20 protein-coding genes and 1 other RNA gene are annotated in these 22,320 nt (G+C 65.3%); 3 read left to right on the top strand and 18 right to left on the bottom strand.

Annotated elements, in window-relative coordinates:
- Positions 1–101: 101 nt before the first annotated feature.
- From FXB38_RS27650 to rsmH, 13 genes are all read right to left on the bottom strand, one after another.
- Positions 102–1,088: a D-alanine--D-alanine ligase family protein gene (locus tag FXB38_RS27650; RefSeq protein ID WP_148754094.1), complete on the bottom strand. Its 987-nt coding sequence runs from the start codon at positions 1,086–1,088 to the stop codon at positions 102–104.
- A 29-nt stretch (positions 1,089–1,117) separates the two neighbouring features.
- Positions 1,118–2,038 carry a UDP-N-acetylmuramate dehydrogenase gene (murB, locus tag FXB38_RS27645; protein WP_148754093.1) on the bottom strand — a complete coding sequence of 307 codons (921 nt, stop codon included), beginning with the start codon at positions 2,036–2,038 and terminating at the stop codon, positions 1,118–1,120.
- A 4-nt stretch (positions 2,039–2,042) separates the two neighbouring features.
- Positions 2,043–3,446 (bottom strand): UDP-N-acetylmuramate--L-alanine ligase, encoded by a 1,404-nt coding sequence (gene murC, locus FXB38_RS27640; protein WP_148754092.1) that lies wholly within the window; start codon positions 3,444–3,446, stop codon positions 2,043–2,045.
- Positions 3,447–3,584: 138 nt separating this feature from the next.
- A complete protein-coding gene (gene murG, locus FXB38_RS27635) occupies positions 3,585–4,685 on the bottom strand; it encodes an undecaprenyldiphospho-muramoylpentapeptide beta-N-acetylglucosaminyltransferase (protein WP_148754091.1) in 1,101 nt (366 codons plus the stop codon).
- A 169-nt stretch (positions 4,686–4,854) separates the two neighbouring features.
- Positions 4,855–6,006 (bottom strand): putative lipid II flippase FtsW, encoded by a 1,152-nt coding sequence (ftsW, locus tag FXB38_RS27630; RefSeq protein ID WP_148754090.1) that lies wholly within the window; start codon positions 6,004–6,006, stop codon positions 4,855–4,857.
- A 213-nt stretch (positions 6,007–6,219) separates the two neighbouring features.
- Positions 6,220–6,531 carry a hypothetical protein gene (locus tag FXB38_RS27625; RefSeq protein ID WP_148754089.1) on the bottom strand — a complete coding sequence of 104 codons (312 nt, stop codon included), beginning with the start codon at positions 6,529–6,531 and terminating at the stop codon, positions 6,220–6,222.
- A 95-nt stretch (positions 6,532–6,626) separates the two neighbouring features.
- The gene (murD, locus tag FXB38_RS27620) at positions 6,627–8,024 is read right to left on the bottom strand and encodes a UDP-N-acetylmuramoyl-L-alanine--D-glutamate ligase (protein ID WP_148754088.1); all 1,398 of its coding nucleotides are present in this window, start codon (positions 8,022–8,024) and stop codon (positions 6,627–6,629) included.
- Positions 8,025–8,034: 10 nt separating this feature from the next.
- On the bottom strand, positions 8,035–9,138 hold the full coding sequence (gene mraY / locus FXB38_RS27615; RefSeq protein WP_148754087.1) for a phospho-N-acetylmuramoyl-pentapeptide-transferase: 1,104 nt from the start codon (positions 9,136–9,138) through the stop codon (positions 8,035–8,037).
- Between the two features lie 177 nt (positions 9,139–9,315).
- Complete coding sequence (locus FXB38_RS27610; RefSeq protein ID WP_148754086.1) at positions 9,316–10,695, bottom strand: UDP-N-acetylmuramoyl-tripeptide--D-alanyl-D-alanine ligase; 1,380 nt, start codon at positions 10,693–10,695, stop codon at positions 9,316–9,318.
- The gene (locus tag FXB38_RS27605; RefSeq protein WP_148754202.1) at positions 10,692–12,149 is read right to left on the bottom strand and encodes a UDP-N-acetylmuramoyl-L-alanyl-D-glutamate--2,6-diaminopimelate ligase; all 1,458 of its coding nucleotides are present in this window, start codon (positions 12,147–12,149) and stop codon (positions 10,692–10,694) included. The genes FXB38_RS27610 and FXB38_RS27605 overlap by 4 nt, the downstream gene beginning before the upstream one ends.
- A gap of 84 nt (positions 12,150–12,233) precedes the next feature.
- Positions 12,234–13,985 (bottom strand): peptidoglycan D,D-transpeptidase FtsI family protein, encoded by a 1,752-nt coding sequence (locus tag FXB38_RS27600; protein WP_148754085.1) that lies wholly within the window; start codon positions 13,983–13,985, stop codon positions 12,234–12,236.
- Positions 13,982–14,374 (bottom strand): cell division protein FtsL, encoded by a 393-nt coding sequence (gene ftsL / locus FXB38_RS27595; RefSeq protein WP_148754084.1) that lies wholly within the window; start codon positions 14,372–14,374, stop codon positions 13,982–13,984. The genes FXB38_RS27600 and ftsL overlap by 4 nt, the downstream gene beginning before the upstream one ends.
- A 3-nt stretch (positions 14,375–14,377) precedes the next feature.
- A complete protein-coding gene (gene rsmH / locus FXB38_RS27590) occupies positions 14,378–15,367 on the bottom strand; it encodes a 16S rRNA (cytosine(1402)-N(4))-methyltransferase RsmH (RefSeq protein ID WP_187435184.1) in 990 nt (329 codons plus the stop codon).
- Between the two features lie 534 nt (positions 15,368–15,901).
- Between rsmH and FXB38_RS27585 the strand changes: the two genes are divergently transcribed.
- Entirely contained in the window at positions 15,902–16,684 is a 783-nt protein-coding gene (locus FXB38_RS27585) for an N-acetylmuramoyl-L-alanine amidase (protein WP_148754082.1), read from the top strand.
- A 123-nt stretch (positions 16,685–16,807) separates the two neighbouring features.
- On the opposite strand, the gene FXB38_RS27580 is transcribed toward FXB38_RS27585, so the two are convergent.
- From FXB38_RS27580 to FXB38_RS27570, 3 genes are all read right to left on the bottom strand, one after another.
- Complete coding sequence (locus FXB38_RS27580) at positions 16,808–18,043, bottom strand: RNA polymerase sigma factor (RefSeq protein WP_148754081.1); 1,236 nt, start codon at positions 18,041–18,043, stop codon at positions 16,808–16,810.
- Complete coding sequence (locus tag FXB38_RS27575) at positions 18,040–18,393, bottom strand: YciI family protein (protein ID WP_148754080.1); 354 nt, start codon at positions 18,391–18,393, stop codon at positions 18,040–18,042. Before FXB38_RS27575 ends, FXB38_RS27580 begins: the two co-directional genes overlap by 4 nt.
- A 100-nt stretch (positions 18,394–18,493) precedes the next feature.
- Positions 18,494–18,844, bottom strand: a complete 351-nt coding sequence (locus FXB38_RS27570) for a YciI family protein (protein ID WP_148754079.1) — start codon at positions 18,842–18,844, stop codon at positions 18,494–18,496.
- Positions 18,845–18,994: 150 nt separating this feature from the next.
- Between FXB38_RS27570 and rnpB the strand changes: the two genes are divergently transcribed.
- Positions 18,995–19,425: RNase P RNA component class A (gene rnpB / locus FXB38_RS27565), an RNA gene on the top strand.
- Positions 19,426–19,590: 165 nt separating this feature from the next.
- On the opposite strand, the gene FXB38_RS27560 is transcribed toward rnpB, so the two are convergent.
- Together FXB38_RS27560 and FXB38_RS27555 are read right to left on the bottom strand one after the other, a co-directional pair.
- The gene (locus FXB38_RS27560) at positions 19,591–20,304 is read right to left on the bottom strand and encodes an alpha/beta fold hydrolase (protein ID WP_187435183.1); all 714 of its coding nucleotides are present in this window, start codon (positions 20,302–20,304) and stop codon (positions 19,591–19,593) included.
- Positions 20,305–20,377: 73 nt separating this feature from the next.
- The gene (locus FXB38_RS27555) at positions 20,378–20,839 is read right to left on the bottom strand and encodes a DUF983 domain-containing protein (RefSeq protein ID WP_187435182.1); all 462 of its coding nucleotides are present in this window, start codon (positions 20,837–20,839) and stop codon (positions 20,378–20,380) included.
- Between the two features lie 49 nt (positions 20,840–20,888).
- On the opposite strand from FXB38_RS27555, the gene FXB38_RS27550 reads away from it, so the two are divergent.
- On the top strand, positions 20,889–22,259 hold the full coding sequence (locus FXB38_RS27550; protein WP_148754076.1) for an aminotransferase-like domain-containing protein: 1,371 nt from the start codon (positions 20,889–20,891) through the stop codon (positions 22,257–22,259).
- The last annotated feature ends 61 nt before the right edge of the window (positions 22,260–22,320 follow it).

Below are 22,320 nucleotides of genomic sequence, written 5' to 3'. Positions count from 1 at the left end.
GCCCAGCTCTGTGAGGCAGTTATGCCACGATATCCGGCATTTTACCGGTTTTAGGCACCAAACCGGCCGTTTTCGCCCTCTCAGCCGTTAACCAATCCTAACTATTTCCGCACCCGCCGCACCGCCAGCTCGATCAGGTCGCGGAGGAAGTCGACAAACGCGATGCCCTCGGCTTTCAGCGCCTTGGGGTAGAGCGAGGACTTGGTCAGCCCGGGCAGCGTGTTGGTTTCGAGATAGACCAGCCCCTTCTCCGAGACGATGAAGTCCGAGCGGGAATAGCCGGCGCAGGACATCGCGCGATGCGCCAGCATCGCCTGGGTCTTGAGCGCGGCGGTGACCTCGGGGGTGAAGCGGCCCGGGCAGATTTCCTGGGTCGACTTCAAAAGATATTTTGCGGCGTAGTCGAAACTGCCCTCGCCCGGAATGATCTCGATCGGCGGCAGCGAGATGATCGAGCCATCGGTGCGCTCCAGCACGCCGCAGGTCGCCTCGACGCCGGCGATGTACGGCTCGATCACATATTCCTCGTGTTTCGCGGCATTGCGGACGGCGACGAGATCCTGCTTGGCGTTGACGAAGATGAGGCCATAGCTGGAGCCATCGCGCGCCGGCTTTGCAATCAACCTTCCGTACTCGGCGAAGGCATCATCGATATTCTCGAGCGCGATACCCTCAGGTGGCGTCACGCCGCCGAGCGCAGCAAAGCGCTTGGCCGCGATCTTGTCGAAGGCGAGATGCGAGGAGGCCGAGCCGGAGCCTGTGAACGGCACGCCGCGCGCCTCGCACATCACCTGCAATTCGCCGTTCTCAGCGCTGCCGCCATGCAGGCTGAGCACGAGGACGCGGTCTTCAGTCCTGGCCCTGTCGAGCGCCTGCGCCAGCGGAATGCCGCGCGTGCCAGGCTTGAACTCGTCCTCGAAGGGCCGGGAATGTTCGAGCAGCTGCTTGGTCTGCACGACGTGCACCTTGTCCTCGACGTCCCACCACCAAAGATCGGCCTCGGGCAGCGCCTGATGCAGCGCCTGGGCTGAAGCGACGGAAACCAGACGCTCTCGATTGGAGCCGCCAAAGAGGATCGTGGTGCGCATGTTCTCTTGTCGCCTGTTTGCCTCGTCGTTCAAGCGGAAACCCCGATCCGCTTGATTTCCCAGTGCAGCTCAATTCCGGAATTCGCCTTCACGCGTTCGCGCACCGTCTCGCCCAGCGTCTCGATGTCGTGCGCGGTGGCATCGCCCGTGTTGATCAGGAAATTGCAGTGCATCTCGGAGACCTGCGCGCCGCCGACACGCAGGCCGCGGCAGCCTGCGGCATCGACCAGCTTCCAGGCGGAATGGCCGGGCGGATTCTTGAAGGTCGACCCGCCGGTCTTTTCGCGGATCGGCTGCGCGGTCTCGCGGTGGTTCTGCACCTCCGCCATTCGCGCGCGGATCGCATCGGTGTCCCTGATCTCGCCGCGAAAGCGTGCGGAGGTGAAGATGATGGAGGGGTCGACGCCGCTATTGCGGTAGACGAATTTCATGTCGGCGTTGGAGAATACTTGCTTCGTGCCGTCGCGCCCGACGCCGCGCGCTTCGATCAGCACGTCCTTGGTCTCGCCGCCATTGGCGCCCGCGTTCATGCGCAACGCGCCGCCGATCGTGCCGGGAATGCCGGAATAGAATTCGAGCCCGCCGATATTGGCAGAAGCCGCGACCTCCGCGACGCGCTTGTCGAGCGCAGCCGCACCTGCGGTGACGACGTCACCGTTCGCAGTGGCCTCACCAAAAGCGCGCGGCGCCAGCCGGATCACCACGCCGGCAATGCCGCCATCGCGCACGATGAGGTTGGAGCCGACACCGACGACATAGACCGGCATATCCTTGGCGAGATGCGCGAGGAAATAACCGAGATCATCCTCGTCCGCCGGCGTGAACAGCACCTGCGCCGGTCCGCCGACGCGAAACCAGGTCAGCTCGGCCAGCGACTGGTTGGCCAGCAACCGCCCGCGAAGATCCGGCACCGCGGCTTTGAGATCGGGCGTGATGTCGGGGAATGCCACCACCCTACCCCAGCGCCTTCAATTCGCCGGGAAGTGCGTACGCCCATTGCGTGATGTTGCCGGCACCGAGACAGACGACGAGATCACCCGACTTCGCCACGCCTTTGACGATGTCCGCAAGCTCGGAGGCTGCCGGCAACGGGATCACCTCGCGGTGGCCATGCGCACGCAGGCTAGCTACGAAATGATCGCGGTCGATGCCGTCGATCGGCGTCTCGCCGGCGGCATAGACGTCGGCGACAACGACCGCATCGGCATCGTTGAAGCAGGTACAAAATTCCTCGAACAGCGATTGCAGGCGGGTGTAGCGATGCGGCTGCACCACGGCGATGATCTTGCCGTTGGTGGATTCCCGCGCCGCCTTCAGCACCGCCGCGATCTCGACCGGGTGATGGCCATAATCGTCGATCACGGTGATGCCGCTCCACTCGCCGGTCTTGGTGAAGCGGCGCTTGACGCCGCCGAATCCGGCAATCGCCTTGCGGATCGCGTCATCTGAAACGCCGAGCTCGCGCGCGACCGCGATCGCGGCCGTCGCGTTGGAGGCATTGTGACGGCCCGGCATCGGCAGCATGAGATCGGCGATCTCGTGCACAGCCCCAGTTTTGCGATCACGGAACGCGACCTTGAATTTCGATCCGCCCCCCATCGGCGTGAGATCGACAAACTGCACATCGGCCTGCGGATTCGCGCCGTAAGTGATGATGCGTCGGTCCTCGATCTTGCCGACGAGGGTCTGCACGACGGGATGATCGATGCACATCACGGCAAAGCCGTAGAACGGCAGGTTCTCGACGAAATGCCGGAAGGCATCCTGCACGGCCTCGAAGGTCTTGAAGTGATCGAGATGCTCGGGATCGACATTGGTGACAATGGCAACATCGGTCGGCAGCTTCAGGAACGTGCCGTCGCTCTCGTCGGCCTCTACCACCATCCAGTCGCCGGCGCCGAGACGCGCGTTGGAGCCATAGGCGTTGATGATGCCGCCGTTGATCACGGTCGGATCGAGCCCGCCGGCATCGAGCAGCGTTGCGACCATCGTGGTCGTGGTGGTCTTGCCGTGCGTGCCGGCAATCGCGACGCAGCTCTTCAGCCGCATCAGCTCGGCCAGCATCTCGGCGCGGCGCACCACGGGAATGCGCCGCTCACGCGCCGCCATCAGTTCCGGATTGTCGCGCTTGATCGCGGTGGAGACCACGACGACCTCGGCCCCGTCGACATTCTCGGCCTTATGGCCGACCGAAACTTTCGCGCCCTTCTTGCGCAAACGGTCGAGATTGTAATTGTCGGAGGCGTCCGAGCCCTGCACGGAATAGCCGAGATTGACCAGCACCTCGGCGATGCCGCTCATGCCGATCCCGCCGATCCCGACGAAGTGGATGGGTCCGATCTCGCGCGGCAGTCTCATGCTCTATCCCATGGTTCCGTCGTCATGCCCGGGCTTGTCCCGGGCATCCACGAATCCCAAGCTACTTCATGCAAGACGTGGATGGCCGGGACAAGCCCGGCCATGACGGCAAAAATACGAAAATCGGTCCGTTTAGGCTCAGATTCCCGCGACTTTGACCACCAGATCGGCCAGCCGCTCGGTGGCGTCGAGCCGGCCCGCCCCCTTCGCCGCGGCCGCCATGGCGGCAAGGCGCGCCGGCTCGGCCGCGAAACCGGATATCTCGGCGGCGAGACGATCCGAGGTGAACTCGGTCTGCGGGATGCGAATGGCGCCGTCGACATTGGCCAGCACGCCGGCATTGGCGAACTGATCCTGGTCGATCGCGCCCGGCAGCGGCACCAGGATCGAGGGTCGGCCGATCGCGGCGAGCTCGGCGACCGTGCCGGCGCCGGAGCGCGACACCACCAGGTCGTTCGAAGCGAGCCGCGCCGGCAGATCCGTGAAGAACGGCGCGAGCTCGGCATTGATCTTGAGTTTGTCGTAGACCGCGCGCACGCGCGCCATGTCCTCGTCGCGGACCTGCTGGGTGAGGATGAGCCGGCCCCACAACGCGGGCTCGAGCCGCTCGATCGCGCCCGGCACGATGTCAGCCATGATCCGGGCGCCCTGGCTGCCGCCGACGACGAGCAGGCGCAGCGAGCCATTCACTTCGGGCGCGACATATGGCTCGGCCGCAGCGGCGAGAACCGTCGGCCGCATCGGCGTGCCAACCGTCGTAGTCTTGGCTGCCAGCGCTGGATCGCGATCGAGCACGCCCGGCAACGACGTCGCGATGGCGCGGACGCGGCTCGACAAGAAACGGTTGGCGCGGCCGAGCACCGCATTGGCCTCGTGGATGATGCCGGGCGCGCCGGCGAATTTTGCCGCGATCAATGGCGGCAATGTCGGATAGCCACCGAAGCCGATGACGGCAGCGGGCTTCAATCGCTTGATCAGGCGGTAAGCGGACAGCGTGCCGGTGGCGAGCGTGATGCCGGCATAAGCCAGCTGGACCGGATTGCGACTGCGCGCCGTCTCGCTCGCGACGACGTCGATCATGTCCTTGCTGAACAGCCCACTATAGCGCAGCGCGCGCTCATCCGTAACCAGGCGCACGCGAAAGCCGCGCCGGATCAGTTCGACGCCGAGCGCTTCGGCCGGAAACAGATGGCCGCCGGTGCCGCCCGCGGCGAGAAGAATCAAGGGGGAATTGTCCATAATGAAGAATCTTACAAGGACTTTCCCGGCATTGCGAGCCGGGTGCACGTGCCCCGGGGCGCAGCGCAGCGCGCCGCCTTTCGGCGTGGTGCGCTGCTGAACCGGGGCCTATGGTCGCGGCATTCTGGGTCCCGGATCTGCGCTTCGCTTGTCCGGGACACGAGACCTGTCACGCGTAGCTGCGCATCGCCTCGGCATGGCCGCTGGCCTCGACCTCGGTGCGTGGGCGCAGCCGCGTCAGCGCCAGCATCATGCCGACGCCATAGGACAGCGATATGATCGAGGAGCCGCCATAGGAGATGAAGGGCAGCGTCATGCCCTTGGCAGGGATGAGCTGGAGGTTGACCGACATGTTGATCGCCGCCTGCACGCCGAACAGGATTGCAAGGCCGGAAGCCGCAAAGCGCGAGAACATGTCCTCATTGGCGTAGGCGCGCGACAGCGTACGAATGACGACGAAGGCGAACAGCGTCAGCATCGCCAGGCACAGGATGATGCCAAACTCTTCGGCGGCAACCGCGAACACGAAGTCGGTATGGCTGTCCGGCAGGCTGCGTTTTGCGATGCCCTCGCCCGGTCCGAGGCCAAACCAGCCACCGTTGTAGAAGGCCTCCATCGCAGTATCGACCTGGAAAGTGTCGCCGGAGGCCGGGTTCATGAAGCGCTTGATGCGTCCGGCAACGTGGGGAACAAAAAGGTATGCGCTGAACAGACCGGCGGCGGCGGCGCCGGCAAGGCCGAACACCCAGATCATGCGCATGCCCGCGATGAAGAACAGCGAGCCCCACACCATCAGGATCAGCATGGTCTGGCCGAAGTCGGGCTCCATCACCAGCAGCGACACCAGCATCAGCAGCAGCACCAGCGCCATCGAGGTCGCCGGCATCTCCGGCCGCTTGGTCGATTCCGCGAACAGCCAGGCGGCGATGACGACGAACGACGGCTTTGCGATTTCGGAGGCCTGAATGTTGACGCCGAGCAGCGTGATCCAGCGCCGCGAGCCCTTGACCTCGGGGCCGATCGCGAGCGTCACCACGATCAGGATAATGCTGATCGTGAAGATGATCAGCGCGCTTCGCCGGATCGAGCGCGGCGACAGGAAGGAGACGCCGACCAGCACCATGAAGGACGGCGCCAGGAACATCACGTGGCGGCTGAAGAAGTGGAAGGGATCGAGCCCGATGCGGGTCGCGACCGGCGGGCTCGCCGCCAGCGACAGGATGACGCCGGTCAGCATCAGCACAAGGATCGCGCCGAGCAGAGGCTTGTCGACGGTCCACCACCACTCGGTAAAGGGGGTGCGTTCTTCACGGGAGAGCATGGGCGGCCGCTTTCGGACAGAGGTCGGCCCATTGGTCGCCGAGGTTGGTTACCGGGGGGTTAAGGAAGTGGATGAAGTTGTGGAGAGTCTCGTGCCCCGGACGCAGCGCAGCGCCCTTGCGGTGCGCTGCAGAGCCGGGGCCCAGCAGTCTTTATGGGTCCCGGCTCTGCGCCGCAGCGTTGCACGCTGCAGCGCGTCCGGGACACGAGAGACCTAGTCGTAATTGATCGTGACGCCCCCGGCACTCCGCTCACGCTTGTAAATCTGGACCGTCCCGGGAATGAATCCAATCCTGACGGCCTGCTCGCTGCTCCAGGCAACGAGAACATCCTGATGCTCACGCACGCTGAGAAAAGTCGGCGTGTTCTCGGGCGAGAATGTCCGTCCCCGCGCCACGATGCTGGCTTGTGTGCTATCCGGCACCGTCGCTCCGCACTCCTTCCAGACCACGACAACCAGCTTGCTGCCGCTTGGGGAGGCGAACGATCTCTGGCGGACGACCCGGCACGCGCCGAATTCGTCCATGATGTTGTCAATGAGGACAACACAGACGAAACCCGCGGCGACCGGAACAGCAAGAACAGCGACGGCAATTCCGATCCAGCGTCGCCGCGACATTCTCACACCACCCGCTTCACACCCGGCAGCGCCTGCACCAGCTCGCGGAACCTGGTGCCGCGGATCTCAAAATTGCGATACTGGTCGAAGGAGGCGCAGGCCGGCGACAGCAGCACGACCGCGTCGGTAAGCCCCGACGCTTCCGCATCGCGCGCGGCGTGCTCGACGGCAACGTCGAGCGTCTGGCTGATCTCGTGCGCGACCGAGCCGAGCGTGCCGGAAAACTCCTGCGCGGCCTCGCCGATCAGATAGGCCTTGCGGATGCGCGGGAAGAAGCCGGCGAGGCCAGTGATGCCGCCCGCCTTCGGCTTGCCGCCGGCGATCCAGAAGATGTCGGCAAAGGACGACAGCGCATGCGCGGTGGCATCGGCGTTGGTGCCCTTGGAGTCGTTGACAAACAGCACATTGCCGCGGCAGCCGACCTGCTCCATGCGGTGCGCCAGGCCCGGAAAGCTGCGCAGGCCGTCCTGCAACACGTCCAGGCTGATGCCCATCGCAAGCGCGGCAGCGGCGGCGCAGGCCGCGTTCTGCGCATTGTGCAGGCCGCGCAGCGAACCGATGCCGCCGAGCGTTGCGATTTCGCTACGCGCGCCGCCCGAGGTGCGCACGATGGTGCCATGCTCGACATGAATGCCGCTCGCCAGCGGATTCCTGACGGAGATGCGCACCACGTTCTTGCCGGCGCGGTCGAGCCGGTCGGCGATGTCGCGGCAATAGCCGTCATCGACGCCGATAATCGACGTGCCACCTGCCTGCACGCCGGCGACGAGACGCTCCTTCACTGCGGCGTAGTGCGCGATGGTGCCATGACGATCGATATGGTCCTCGCTGACATTGAGCAGAATGCCGACGGAGCCATCGAGCGAGGGCGTGAGGTCGATCTGGTAGGACGACATCTCGATGACGTGGACGCGACCCATGCGCGGCGGCTCCAGCGACAGGATCGCGGTGCCGATATTGCCGCCCATCTGGGTGTCGTAGCCGGCGACCTTGGTCAGATGCGCGATCAGCGCCGTCGTGGTCGACTTGCCGTTGGTGCCGGTGATGGCAACGAACGGCGCGTTCGGCGCGTGGCGGCGGCGCTCGCGGCAGAACAGCTCGATGTCGCCGATCACCTCGACGCCCGCCTCGCGCGCCTTCAGCACGCTCCAGTGCGGTACCGGGTGGGTCAGCGGCACGCCCGGCGCGAGCACGAGCGCTGCGAAATTGCCCCAGGAAACGTTGCGCAAATCTGCGGTGATGAACCCGGCCTGCGCCGCCTTGGCGACGTTCTCGGCGCTATCGTCGGCGGCGATCACCTCGGCGCCACCGGCCTTCAGCGCGTGGCAGGAGGCAAGCCCCGAGCCGCCAAGGCCGAACACCGCGACCGTCTTGCCGGCGAAGGATGTGACCGGGATCATCGTGGTACCGTCAGCGCAGCTTCAGCGTGGAGAGGCCGGCGAGCGCCAGCATCACCGAGATGATCCAGAAGCGGATCACGATCTGCGGCTCGGTCCAGCCGAGCTGCTCGAAATGGTGGTGGATCGGCGCCATCCGGAAGATGCGCTTGCCCGTGAGCTTGAACGACACCACCTGCACGATGACGGAGACCGCCTCCAGCACGAACAGGCCGCCGATCACCGCGAGCACGATTTCGTGCTTCACCGCGACCGCGATCGCCCCAAGCATGCCGCCGAGCGCGAGCGAGCCGGTGTCGCCCATGAAGATGGAGGCCGGCGGCGCGTTGAACCAGAGGAAGCCGAGGCCGGCGCCCAATAGCGCGCCGCAGAGCACCGCGAGCTCGCCGGTGCCCGCGACATATTTGATCTGGAGATAATCGGCGAACACCGCGTTGCCGGCGAGATAGGCGATCATCGCAAAGCTCGCGGTCGCGATCATCACGGGCACGATGGCGAGGCCGTCGAGACCGTCGGTGAGGTTCACCGCATTGCCGGCACCGACGATGACGAAGGCGCCGAACACGACGAAGAACCAGCCGAAATGCAGCACCGTGTCTTTCAGGAAGGGTATAGTCAGCGCGGTCGAGGCGGGATCGCGGTTCAGCCGCACCAGCGCATAGCAGGCGACCAGCGCGATCACCGCCTCGATCAGCAGGCGCAACTTGCCGCCGAATCCGCTCGTGGTCTGCTTGGTGACCTTGAGGTAGTCGTCATAGAAGCCGACGAAGCCGAAGCCGAGCGTCACCGCCAGCACGATCCAGACATAGGGATTGAGCGGATTGGCCCACAGCACCGTGCCGACCGTGAGGCCGGACAGGATCATCAGCCCGCCCATGGTGGGCGTGCCCTTCTTGGCCAGATGCGATTGCGGACCGTCGGTCCGGATCGGCTGGCCCTTGCCCTGGCGGATGCGCAGATGATCGATGATCCAGGGCCCGAACAGGAACACGAACAGCGCGCCGGTGACCACGGCGCCGCCGGTGCGGAAGGTGATGTAGCGGAAGACGTTCAGAACGGTGCGCACTGCACCGAAGCCCGGAAATGTGTTGGAGAGCTCGATCAGCCAGTAAAACATTCAGACGGTCCTATGGCGCCTTTCGCACGCAGGCTTTTTCAGACGCAGATTTCGCCTCACGCGCATTCGCCGGTCTTCATTATCGGTCGGGCGACCTTTAAGAAACCTGCCGGCAAGAAACCTGCAGGCTCGGCGCCGCAAAACGGTGGGATTCGGGAACAGCGCCTTCCAAGCAGTTTACGCCTTTGCCTGCAAGGCGGCCACTAGGCCCGGCACAAACTTGTTGACCCAGAACATCTTCTTGCTGCCCTTGACAACCACGACATCGCCTGCCTTCAGCAGGACCGCGACCTCGCCCGGCTTCAGCGTGGCAGGATCGTCGTGCCAGCCGAGCCCTTTGCCGGCGGGAAGCGCGTCATAGAGGTGCCGCATCAGCGGCCCGACGCAATAGATGCCGTCGACGCCGTCGAGATGCGTGGCCAGCGCGGTGTGGTAGCTTGGTGCGTCGTCGCCCAGTTCCAGCATGTCGCCGAGCACCGCAATGCGGCGGCCGCCGGTGACGTTGCGCGCCTGCAGGCTTTGCAGCGCGGCGGCAATGCTCGCCGGATTGCCATTGAAGCTGTCGTCGATCACGGTGACACCGCCGACTGCCTGCTCGACGCCGCGGCCGGTCATGATGCCGACGCGATCGAGCTTGATCGCGAGCGTCGCCACATCGAGATGCGCGGCATGAACCGAGGCGAGCGCGGCGAGCGCATTCTGCACGCGGTGCGGTGCACCCGGCGTGAGGCTGAAGGCGATCTCTTTCTTGCCGATCGCGGCCACGACCTGCCAGCTCTCGCCATGCGGGGCGTGTGCGACCTCGTGCACCTCGGCCTTCTCGCCGAAGCGCACCAGCTTGCCCTTCCAGTCGGGCGCCTTGATCCCGGCCGGCAGCACCAGCACACCATTCTCCGGCAGGCCGAGCGCGATCGACACCTTCTCGCGGCGGATCGCGTCGAGCGAGCCGAGCTTTTCCAGATGCACCGGCTGGACGTTGACGACGAGCGCTACGGTCGGCCGCGTCAATTCGCTGAGTCGCGCGATCTCACCCTTCTGATTCATGCCCATCTCGACGACCCAGAGGCTGGCATCGGGCCGGGCGTTGCACAGCGTCAGCGGCACGCCCCAGAAATTGTTGAAGCTCGAAGGGCTCGCATAGGCATTGGGATAGGCCGCGAGATACTCCTTGGTGCTGGTCTTGCCGGCGCTGCCGGTGAGCCCGATCACCGGCCGGTTGAAGCGCGCGCGTGCGGCGCGCGCGAGGCCCCAGAGGCCGTCGATCAGCGTGTCCTTCACGACGATCTGCGGAATACCAACACCCGCGATTTCATGCGGTACGATCATCGCGACCGCGCCCGACGCTTCCGCCTTGTCCGCGAACTCCCAGCCGTCGCGCGCGCTGGCGAAGGCCGAGATGAAGCCGCCGCTCGGCGTGCCGCTCAACGCCACGAACAAGCTGCCCGGCTTCACCAAGCGGCTGTCCTGGGTGACGAAGTCGATCGGCGTGTCCGGGAATGAGCCGGCCGCCCCAAGCGCACGCGCCACCTCGGCAAGCGTCCATAATGGCGCGCTCATGCCACCCTCGATGCTAGTGCGGCGGCAACCGCCTCGTGATCGCTGAACGGCAGGACCTCGCCGCCGACGATCTGCCCGGTCTCGTGGCCCTTGCCGGCGACCAGCAGTGCATCGCCGTCTTCCAGTTCCTCGATCGCAGCGCGGATCGCGGCCGCGCGGTCGCCGATTTCGCGCGCGCCCTTTGCGGTGGCGAGGATCGCGGCGCGAATGGCTTCCGGTTTCTCGCTGCGCGGATTGTCGTCGGTGATGATGACGCGATCGGCATTCTCGGCCGCGATCTCGCCCATGATCGGACGCTTGCCGGCGTCGCGATCGCCGCCGGCGCCGAACACGACGATCAGCCTGCGCCTGGCGTAGGGACGCAGCGCCTGCAACGCCTTCGCCAGCGCATCGGGCTTGTGCGCGTAGTCGACGAAGATCGGCGCGCCGTTGCGTTCGCCGACGCGTTCGAGCCGGCCCTTGGCGCCTTCGAGATGTTCGAGGCTCGCAAAGACACTGGCCACATCGCTGCCTGTGCCGATGGCCAGACCGGCCGAGACCAGCGCGTTCTCGATCTGGAATTCGCCGACCAGCGGCAGCCGGACGGCATAGGCCCTGTCGCGATGTACGAGCGAAAGCTCTTGCGAGAAGCCTGAGACCTCGGCATTGACGAGGCGAATGCCCTCACCTGCCCCGTCGCCGTTGCGGCCCACCGCCATCACGCGCAGACCGCGCGTCCTCGCGGCGTCGATCGCTTCCGCCGAGCATTCATGATCGGCCGAGATCACCGCGGCGCCACCGGGCGGCACGAGCTCGCGAAACAGCCGGAGTTTTGCTGCGAGATAATGCGCCACGGTCGGATGATAATCCATGTGGTCGCGCGAGAGATTGGTGAAGCCTGCGGCGGAGACCCGCACGCCGTCGAGGCGATATTGATCGAGCCCGTGTGACGATGCTTCGAAGGCGAGATGCGTCACGCCCTCGCGCGCGATCTCATCGAGCTGCCGATGCAGCGCGATCGGATCGGGCGTCGTCAGCGAACCGTAAACCGTGCGTTTCGGCGAGACGAGGCCGATGGTGCCGATGCTGGCCGAGGCATGGCCAAGCCGCTCCCAGATCTGGCGCGTGAACGCGGCAACCGAAGTCTTGCCGCTGGTTCCGGTCACCGCCGCGATGGTCGCAGGCTGCGTGGGGAAGAATTTTGCCGCGGCCAGCGCCAGCGCGCGGCGCGGATTGGCGGTTGCGATGAACGGCACCTTGCAGGGGGCCGGCGCATGGTCGCCGACGATCGCCGCCGCGCCTGCGGCTATGGCAGCGTCGACGAAGCGCGCGCCGTCGGTCTTGCTGCCTGCGAGCGCGAAGAAGAGATCGCCGGGTTTCACTACACGACTGTCGAGCGCGAGCCCCATCACCTCGCGCGCCGCGACAGCGGGCTCGATTGCGGCATCATTGCCAAGAAGATCGCGCAGCTTCATGGTCATCCAGTCGACATGCCGTGCCGGAAAGCCGAATCTTCGGGAAAATCCCGACTCAGCAGCGGCAGTGGCCCACCCCGTTGATTACTGGGTTGCCCTGGATGCCGCAAGAATAAGGCGGTCGGACGGCGGCAAATCGAACCGAGGTTCGACCCCCAGGAGCGGCGCGATCCGCTCGATCACCTTGCCGCCCGTGGGCACCGCGTTAAAGCCCGAGGTGATGAAACCATGCGTTTCAGGCAACGCCTGCGGCTCGTCCAGCATGACGAGAATCTGATATTTCGGATCGTCGGACGGCATGATCGCGGTGAAGGAGTTGAGCACCCGCTTCTTGGCGTAGCGGCCATTGATGACCTTCTCGGAAGTGCCGGTCTTGCCGCCGACGTAATAGCCCTTCACGTCGGCGTTCTTGGCGGTACCGATTTCGGCATTGAGCCGCATCAGATACCGCATCTTGTCACTGGTCTCCTGCTTGATCACGCGCTTGGCCATCGCCCGCGCTTCGTCTTCGCTGCGTTTCATGAATGTCGGCGGAATCAAATAGCCGCCGTTCATCAGGGCGTTGATGCCCATCACCGCTTGGAGCGGCGCTACCGACAGGCCCTGACCGAACGCGATGGTGACAGTGTTCAGCTCACCCCAGTGGCGCGGCACCAGCGGAGCCGCACTCTCCGGCAACTCGGTGCGCAGCCGCGTCAATTGTCCCATCTTGGCCAGGAACGCCTTGTGCGCCTCGACACCCTGGTTGAGCGCGATCCGCGCGGCGCCGATATTGGACGAGTAGGTGAACACTTCCTTCGTATTGATGAAACGTCCCAGGTTGTGACTGTCATGGATGGTGAACTTGCCGTAGTGCAGGTTTCCACGTGCGTCCCACGACGAGTTCAGGTTGATCTTGCCGGAGTCGAGCGCCATCGCCAGCGTGAAGGCCTTGAAGGTCGAGCCCATTTCGTAGACGCCGGTGGTCAGGCGGTTGATGCGGTCTGGGTCGTGCGCTTCCTTCGGATTGTTGGGATCGAAGTCCGGCAGCGAGACCATGGCCACGATCTCGCCGGTCTTGACGTTGGAGATGATGCCGGAAGCCGCCTTGGCGTGGAATTTCTCCTTCGCCTTCTGAAGCTCGTCGCGCAGCGCGTGCTCGACGCGCAAATCGACCGACAGCTCGATCGGCTTTTGCAGCCGGTCGGTGGCAAAGCCCGCGCGGTGGAGATCGGCGAGCCCTTGATTGTCGAGCCACTTCTCCATGCCCGCGATGCCCTGGTTGTCGATGTTGACCAGACCAATGACGTGGGCGACCTCGTTGCCGGTCGGATAGACGCGCTTGTTCTCGCGCAGGAAGCCGATGCCGGGAAGGCCGAGCTTGTGGATGTCCTGCTGCTGCTTCGGCGTGATCTCGCGCTTGAGCCAGACGAAGCCTTTCCGCGACGACAGGCGCTCGCGCACTTCGGCCTCATCTAGGTCGGGCACCGTCGCGGTCAGAAGCTCGATCGCCTCGTCCTTGTCGATGATGCGGCGCGGCTCGCCGAACAGGCTGGCCGCCTTGACGTCGGTCGCCAGGATCGCGCCGTTGCGGTCGACGATGTCGGGCCGCGCGGTCGCAACCACTTCCTGCGAGGCGGCACGACGCGCACTGTGAGCGTCGGCACCGATCGCGAACATCACGAGCCGGCTGCCGATCAGGGCATAGACCAGGGCAAAGGCGAGCATTGCGAGGCCGACGCGCGCGCGCGCCTTCGCGGCGCGATCGACATTGCGCCCGTAGAGCAGGCTGCGGATCAGACGCTGCCGCCACGGCTCAGCTGGCCGCTCGGTGGATTTGGCCGGAACAGCGCTCATTGCTTGTCCTCGGGGTGAGGCACGGAGCCCGTCACCGTATCGGGATCGCTCGCAGCTTCGATGGTATTGAGCATGGCTCCGATCGGATCAGGCTCGCCCGGCCTGAACATCCGCGCTGGACGGTCCGGCAGGTTCTTCAGTGCATCATATTGCGTGCCGTTGACGGGCTTGAGCGGCAGATGCCGCTCGGAGAGGCCCTGCAGGCGCAGCGGAGCATCGAGCCTGGCCCATTCGGAGCGCAGTTGCGCGATCGCGTCGCGCTGCTCGCGGATCTCCGCGTGCAGCCGCAGCACCTTCTCGGTGCGGGCGGTGGAATCCATCTTGATCCGGTAGACATAGGCGGCCGCGAAGATCAGCGCGCCGATGACGAGAAGGTGGATGAAGCGCATGTGCTAGCCGCCCCTCATCACGTCGGAGAGTTTGGGCCAGGACGATGGCTCGGCATCGTCATGCGCCGGCGCCGCGGTGCGCTCGGCGGCGCGCAGCTTTGCGGAACGGGCACGCGGATTATGCGCAACTTCCGCCTCGCCGGCGACCACGGGCCGCCGCGTCAAAAGCCGGAAGCTCGGTGCGCCTTGCGCCACTTCCGGCAGATGGCGCGAGCCGCCGCCGGTCTTGGAGCGCAGGCTAAGGAAATTCTTGACGATGCGGTCTTCCAGCGAATGGAACGAGACCACGACCAGACGGCCGCCGGGCTTGAGCACGCGCTCGGCCGCCGCGAGCGCGGTCTGGAGCTCCTCGAGCTCCTCGTTAACGAAGATGCGCAGCGCCTGGAATGTCCGCGTTGCCGGGTGAATGTCACCGGGCTTCGAGCGCACCACCCGGCCGACGAGATCGGCGAGCGCGCGCGTCGTGGTGAACGGCGTCTCCTGCCGATCAGCCACGATGGCGCGGGCGACACGGCGCGAATGCCGCTCCTCGCCGAAGAGATAGATGATGTCGGCGAGATCGCTTTCCGAGGCGCGCGCGACGACGTCGGCCGCCGTTGGTCCGACCTGCCCCATCCGCATGTCGAGCGGACCGTCGAGGCGGAACGAGAAGCCGCGACCGGCCTGGTCGAGCTGCATCGAGGACACCCCGACATCCATCACGACACCGTCGACCGCGTCGACATCCTGCGCCGCGCACACCTCGGCGAGATTCGAGAAGCGGTCCTCGACCAGCGTCAGCCGGCCCGCGGCGCGCTCAACCAGCTCCGCGCCGCCGGCGATCGCCGTTTGGTCGCGGTCGATCGCGATGACACGAGTTCCCGCAATATCCAGGATGGCGCGGCTGTAGCCACCGGCCCCGAAGGTGGCATCGACATAGATGCCGCCCTCGCGCGGCGCGAGATGCTCGATCGCCTCGCGGCCAAGCACGGGAATGTGCGGCGCGGCGCTCATGCGTCGCGCCTGCCGGGTGCGCAGGCGAACGGCCAAATGAAATCGGGGGCGAAGCAGCCCATCACGCCTCGAATAACTCCGCGTCGCGGCGGTTCCACGACCCAAACCCTCTCCAGCATGCTTGCCAGCATGCGCGCCGAGCCCGGTCGTCCCAGGCGGCAGACCCGGTGTTCCCAGCGGATTATGTCGGGCAGCCATGGGATTTCGAGCCAAAAACGCTTTTGGCCGCCTCCGGACGCGGGTCGGCTCTTCACCCCTCAGTAACGGCCCTTAGCGTTAAGAAAACGTTGATCGGCTGGTTACAAGTCGAAAAGGTGGCTGGGCGGTGATGCCCTATCCACACACCCACCCGAAATGCAGCCGTTAACCGCACCGCGCGATTGCGCGGACCGGACAGTAAAGAAATAGTAAAGAGAAGGGCTGGCCCACTCTCCTATCCGACTTGAGCTGTCTATGTCGTCCGGTCCGTCAACGCCGTCTGGAACTGATTCGAAGCGTCAGCGCGTTCTTCCGGTTCCCAAGGCCGCGGCGAACATGCGGACGTTCGAGCCGGATTCGTCGATCGTTTCCGACATCATCCCTTCGCCCAATCATGGCGAGCGCACCAAGGGGCGGCAGCCCGACATGATCGTGCTGCACTACACCGGCATGCCCGACGTCGAGGGCGCGCTGGCGCGGCTGTGCACGGCCGGCACCGAGGTGTCGGCCCATTACGTCGTGCTCGAAGACGGTCGCATTGTGCAATGCGTACCCGAAGCGCGGCGCGCCTGGCACGCCGGCGTCTCGTCCTGGGCGGGCGAGGACGACATCAATTCGTGCTCGATCGGGATCGAGATCATCAATCGCGGCCATGATTGGGGCTATCCGGAATATCCGCTGCGCCAGATCGCCGCCGTGATCGCGCTGTGCCGCGGAATCATGCTCCGCCGCAAGGTCGCGCCGCAACGGGTGCTCGGTCATTCCGACGTCGCGCCCGCGCGCAAGAAGGATCCCGGCGAAAAATTTCCCTGGCATTCGCTGGCCAATTCCGGCGTCGGTCACTGGGTGACGCCGGCGCCGGTCGTGCGCGGCGAAAGCCTGATGCTCGGCACCATCAGCGACGAGGTGCTGAGCCTGCAGCAGGCGCTGGCGCGCTACGGCTATGGCGTGCCGCTGACCGGCAAATACGACGCATCGACGATGGAAGTCATCACAGCATTCCAGCGGCACTTCCGCCCGGCGCGGCTGGATGGCGTTGCCGATCATTCGACCCTGTCGACGTTGCAGGCGCTGCTGGCGAGCCTGCCGGCGGATGGGGCGACAGTCGCGTCGAAATAGCAGACGTCTTCGAGAACGTGACCCCTTGCTCCGTCATGCCCGGGCTTGTCCCGGGCATCCACGTCTTTGTCTCCGCGCGCGAAGAACGTGGATGGCCGGGACAAGCCCGGCCATGACGGAAACTCAATCCATCTCCCGCACCCGCCGCGCATACAGCCGCCGCAACGGATCGAGCTGCGTCGCCTCCGCCGCGGCCGCGTAGGCCTCGCGCGCTTGGTCGTTGCGGCCGAGCCGCCGCAACAGATCGGCACGTACCGCCGGCAACATCTCATAGCCGTCCAGCCCGCCGCGCGCGGTGATCGCGTCGACGAGATCGAGCGCGCGCGCCGGACCGTCGACCATCGAGACCGCGGCAGCATGGTTGAGCTCGATCACCGGAGACGGGCTGATGCGCAGCAGCACCTCATAGAGGCCGGCGATCTGCGGCCAATCGGTCTCCTCAAAGCTCGGTGCGCGGGCATGCAGCGCGGCGATCGCCGCCTGCACCGCATAAGGCTGCGGCCGGCCCGGCACGCGCAGCGCGTCATCGACGAGACGCAGGCCTTCCTCGATCTGCGCGCGATCCCAGAGCGAGCGGTCCTGCTCTTCCAGGAGAACGATATCTCCGGCCGCGGTCTCGCGACCGGCACGGCGCGCATCGTGGAGCAGCATCAACGCCAGCAGTCCCTTGATCCCGGCGCGGTCCGGCATGAGCCGGTCGAGCAAGCGGCCGAGCCTGATCGCCTCGACCGCAAGGTCAGGCCGCATCAGATCCGCGCCGGAGGTCGCGACATAGCCTTCGGTGAAGACGAGATAGATCACGGCGAGCACGCCATTGAGCCGCGGCGTCAGCGCGGCGTGCTCCGGCACTTCGTAGGGAATGCCGGCGAGCCTAATCTTCTGCTTGGCGCGAACGAGGCGCTGCGCCATCGCCTCCTCGCTGATGAGGAAGGCACGAGCGACCTGGGCCATCGAAAGCCCGCAGACGGTGCGCAGCGTCAGCGCCACCTGAACTTCTGCGGCGAACGCCGGATGGCAGCAGGTGAAGATCAGCCGCAGCATGTCGTCGTCGAGCATCGCTGGCGGTTCGGCTGGCGTGTCTGCGTTGAGCTCGAGCTCGTGCACGAGTGCCTGCTGCTTGCCGCGAAAGACGGCCTGCCGCCGGACGCGGTCGATCGCCTTGTTGCGGCCGACATTGACCAGCCAGGCGCGCGGATTGTCAGGGGCCTCGCCCGCGGCCCAGCGCTCAAGGGCAACCGCAAAGGCGTCCTGGAGCGCGTCCTCAGCCAGATCGAAATCGCCGACGAGGCGGATCAGGGTAGCCAGCGCCCGCCCCGCCTCGTCGCGGAAGATCCTGTCGATGTCGGTGGACGAGATCACTTGTTGTAGATCATGACCGGCCTGACCTCGATCGATCCTTCCCTGGCTTCGGGAATCCGCGCGGCCAGCGCAATGGCGGTGTCGAGATCCTTGGCCTCGACCAGATAGTAGCCGCCGAGCTGCTCGCGGGTCTCTGCGAACGGACCGTCAGTCGTCAGGGTCTTGCCCTCGCGCACGCGCACGGTCGTCGCCGTCGTGCTCGGCTGGAGCCCGTCGCCGGCCTTGAAATGGCCGCTCTGGATGATGGACTGGGTGTAGGCGCCGTACTCCGCCGACACTTTCTGACGCTCGGTCGCGTCCATATTGATCAGTTTCTGTTCGTTCCGGTAGATCAGCAGCAGGTACTGCATGGCTTACTCCTGTTGTTCGGCTTGATCGCCGACATCCAGTCGAACGGGGCCAACTTCAAACGACATCCTCGGGATAATTATTCGATGCCGGCGGACGAGATCATTTGTAGATCATGACGGGCCTGACCTCGATCGACCCGTCCCTGGCTCCGGGAATCCGCGCAGCCATTGCAATCGCGGCGTCGAGATCCCTGGCCTCGACCAGATAATAGCCGCCGAGCTGCTCGCGCGTCTCGGCAAAGGGACCATCGGTCGCCAGGATCTTGCCCTCACGAACGCGAACGGTGGTCGCAGTCGAGGTCGGCTGGAGCCCGTCGCCAGCCTTGAAGTTGCCGCTCTGAACGATGGACTGGGTGTAGGCGGAATACTCCGCCAGCAGTTTCTGGTAGTCAGCGGGGCCCATCTTGCTCTGTTGAGCTTCGTTTCGGTAGATCAGCAGCAAATACTGCATCGCCTAACTCCTGTTGCTCGGCTGGAATGCCGACATCCAGTCGAACCGGGCGTACACCCCACGACATCTTCAGGATAAATTATTTACGCTGCGGCGTGCGCGGCGATCTCCGCTTGACGGAACCGTCACAAATGGCCCATGCGTACCCCGTCAGTCGGCCGGACGGCCGCTCCGGCAAGTGCCGAAAGGCCGCCGGGGAGGAAAGTCCGGGCTCCCTTGACATACGGTGCCGGATAACGTCCGGCGGGGGCAACCCTAGGGAAAGTGCCACAGAGAACGAACCGCCCGCCGACGCAGCGCAAGCTGCGCAGGCGGGTAAGGGTGAAAAGGTGCGGTAAGAGCGCACCGCGGGTCCGGCAACGGAGCCGGCATGGTAAACCCCACCGGGAGCAAAACCGAATAGGGACGGCGTCGCGGGCCGTTCGCGCAAGCGATAACGCCGCGGGGCGATGTCAGGCCCGCCGTCCGGGTAGGTTGCTCGAGGCCATGTGCAAACATGGTCCCAGAGGAATGGCCGTCACGTATCGTTTGCGCAAGCGGACGGTGCCCTACAGAACCCGGCTTACAGGCCGGCTGATATCTTGCGACGAGGGGTTCGATGTTAGCGCATCGGACCCCTCACCAATTTTCAATGGTCGTCATTCCGGGGCGTGCGGAGCACGAACCCGGAATCCATCAAGCGGCAGAGACGGTGGGTGAATGGATTCCGGGCTCTCGCTTCGCGAGCCCCGGAATGACGGCGAGAGCTACGCCACAATCTCCCGCAACACACCCATCAGCGCCTCCGGCAATGTGACATTCGGTGCATGACTCGCATCGAGCTCGAAATAGCGCCAGCCCTCCTCGCTGTTCGTGCGTCTTGCGAATTGCCCGAACACATCGCCCGGCGGAATGCGCTTGCAGTAGATATAGCTGCGCGGCATCGCTGGCTCGCCGTGTTGAAGCTTCAGCTTGGTCTCGAAACATTTAAGCGGCATGTTGACGCGGCGCGCGTTGAGCCAGTCGAGATCGGCCTGCGGCGTGTCCGGCGGCGGCGGGTTTGGCGGGATGCGGTAGCCGTCGCCGGCGGCAGCAGCCTTGCGCATCGGTTCGCGCCCGGCCTCGTTGAGATCGAACAGCGACTGGCCATCGCGCGGCACGAAGGCGTCCAGATAGATCAATTGCTTCACGCGCTCTCTTGCGCGGTCGGCAACGCCCGTTGCAACCATGCCACCATAGCTGTGGCCAAGCAGCACGATATCGCCGAGATCCTCGAACGTGATGACGTTGAGGATGTCCTGGATATGCGTCTCAAGATCGATCGCGGGATTGGCGAGATGTGAACGCTCGCCGAGCCCGGTGTAGGTCGGCGCGATCAGACGATGGCCGGCCTGCGCCATCAGCGGATGCATCTTCGTCCAGGCCCACCCGCCGGACCACGCGCCATGACAGAGCAGGAAAGTCTTCGCGCGTTCAGTCATCGGCGTTTCCATCGTTCTTGTTGGATACGATGGAGTGTAACGGGCAGCCGCCCGATGTAAACGCCGCCGGGCGTCAAGCCGCGCGCGGCGCCTTCACGAGCACGGTCGCAAGCTGACCGGCTTCGCGCCGCAGCTTGCCCGCCTCAAAGCCGTGCATGCCGATCCGCCATTGCAAGCCCACGATGGCGCCCTTGGTCGGCTGCAGCAAAGCGAGCGAAGCAAACAGCGTCACCGGTAGCCACACCGCGAGTTGGAGCCAGACCGGTGGGGCATAAGCGGTCTCGACCGCGAGGATCGCCGGCACCACGAGATGACCGACCACGACCATCACCAGATAGGCCGGAAAGTCATCGGCGCGCTGGTGAAGCAGCTCCTCGCCGCAATGGTCGCAGCTGTCCGCCACTTTCAGGAAGCGGCCGAACATATTCCCATCGCCGCAGTTCGGGCACTTGCCGCGAAAACCGCGCCACATCGCCTTTGCCAGAGAGACTGAACCGGTCGCCATGACGACACCTCTTCCATTTTGCTGATCCATACAATAATCTCTTGCATCCATACATTCAAAGGATACGAGCCTAAATTGCATGGATTGGACCCCTACAATCTCGGAGCTGAGCGGGCCGCGCTATCAGCGTATCGTCGAGGCCATGGAGGCCGACATTGCCGCCGGCCGGCTGGTGCGCGGACAGCAACTGCCGACGCAGCGTGCGCTCGCAAAGGCGCTCGGGATCGACCTGACCACGGTGACACGCGCCTACACCGAGGCGCGGCGCCGCGGCATCATGGAGGCCCGCGTCGGCCAGGGATCGTTCGTGTCGGAGACCAGCGCACGCCGCGCGGTCGACCTGCCGCATCCGGTGGCGATCGACCTCTCGATGAACGTGCCGCCGCACCCCCTCGAAGCGCAGCTCGACGAGCGCATCATCGCTGGCCTCGAAGCCATTCGCGCGCAATCGGGGCTCACCGCATTCCTGAACTACCAGCCGCCCGGCGGCAGCGCGCATGAGCGCGAGGTCGCCGCGCGCTGGATGCGTACGCGCGTTCCGCATGCGCACGCCGACAAGCTCACGATCTTTCCCGGCGCGCAGACCATCCTGTTCAACCTGCTCGCCCATCTCGCGCGGCCGGGCGACGTCATCCTGACTGAGGCCCTCACCTTCCCCGGCATCAAGGCCGCAGCAGCACAGCTCGGCGTCAAGCTCGTCGGCGTCGCCATGGATGACGGCGGCGTGCTGCCCGATGCGCTGGCGAAGGCCTGCCGCACGCAGAGGCCGAAGGCCGTCTATCTCATTCCGACGCTGCACAATCCGACCACGGCGACGCTCTCTGCCGAGCGGCGCAGCGCGATCGCCAAGATCATCCGCGACGCCGATACGATGTTGATCGAGGACGACGCCTACGGGCTCCTCGATCGTTCGGCATCGCCGATCGCCAATCTCATTCCGGAGCGGACATATCTCGCGACCACACTGTCAAAATGCATCGCGCCGGCGCTACGCCTCGCTTATCTGCTCACGCCCGACAGCGGCGCGCAGCGTCAGATGCGCGGCCATCTCCAGGCGACCGTGCAGATGCCGGCACCGCTGATGGTCGCGCTGGCGACGCATTGGCTCGAAACCGGCGTCGCCGACCGCATCATCGCAGCGATCCGCAACGAGGCCGTCGGACGCCAGCAATTGGCACAGCGCGCGTTGAAGGGTTTTCCGTTCCAGGCGAAGCCCGCCGCACATCATTTGTGGCTGCACTTGCCGGAGGGGCGACCGGACGTCGCCGCGCATCTGCTGCGCAACGGGCTCGCGATCGTTGCCGGCGACGCCTTCACCGTCGACGGCACGTCGCCGCATGCGGCGCGCGTTTCACTCGGCGCAGCGCGCAACAGATCGGAATTGTCCGAGGCGCTGCGCATCCTGGTCGGCGCGCTGCAGAAGCCCGCCGACATCAGGCAGATCGTCTAGCAAACCAGGGAATCACGTTTACGCAGGGTTCTGAAATTGACCTCCCGCGCCGCATCTGTGC

It is taken from the genome of Bradyrhizobium cytisi, from assembly GCF_008123515.1.
GTDB classification, from domain to species: Bacteria; Pseudomonadota; Alphaproteobacteria; order Rhizobiales; family Xanthobacteraceae; genus Bradyrhizobium; species Bradyrhizobium cytisi.
Note: the sequence above shows the minus strand (reverse complement) of the source record. Positions and strands in the feature narration are given on the sequence as shown.